Raw genomic sequence first — 216 nt, 5'->3', positions numbered from 1 at the left:
AAGGTAAGCTAACAGGTACAGCTACAGATAAGAGTCCACTACAAAACTTAGTGAATGCAGCACCAGGCAAACGCCAAACCCCAGCTTACTATAACGCTACGGATGAAAATAAGAGAGCTTATGACCAAGCAATCACAGCTGCAGAAGGCGTCTTGGCTAAAGCAAATGTGACACAAGCAGAAATCACAGCAGAAACAAGCAAAGTCGAAACAGCTC

Annotated in this window: 1 protein-coding gene; it reads left to right on the top strand. The window is 44.4% G+C overall.

The features are described 5' to 3' along the window. Window positions 1-216: FIVAR domain-containing protein (locus SMIDD26_RS11075; protein WP_246747050.1), on the top strand; the 216-nt coding region annotated here is incomplete at both ends.

Origin of the sequence: Streptococcus mitis (assembly GCF_001579035.1) — a bacterium.
GTDB lineage: Bacteria > Bacillota > Bacilli > Lactobacillales > Streptococcaceae > Streptococcus > Streptococcus mitis_J.
This window is presented reverse-complemented; position numbering and strand designations above follow the sequence as displayed.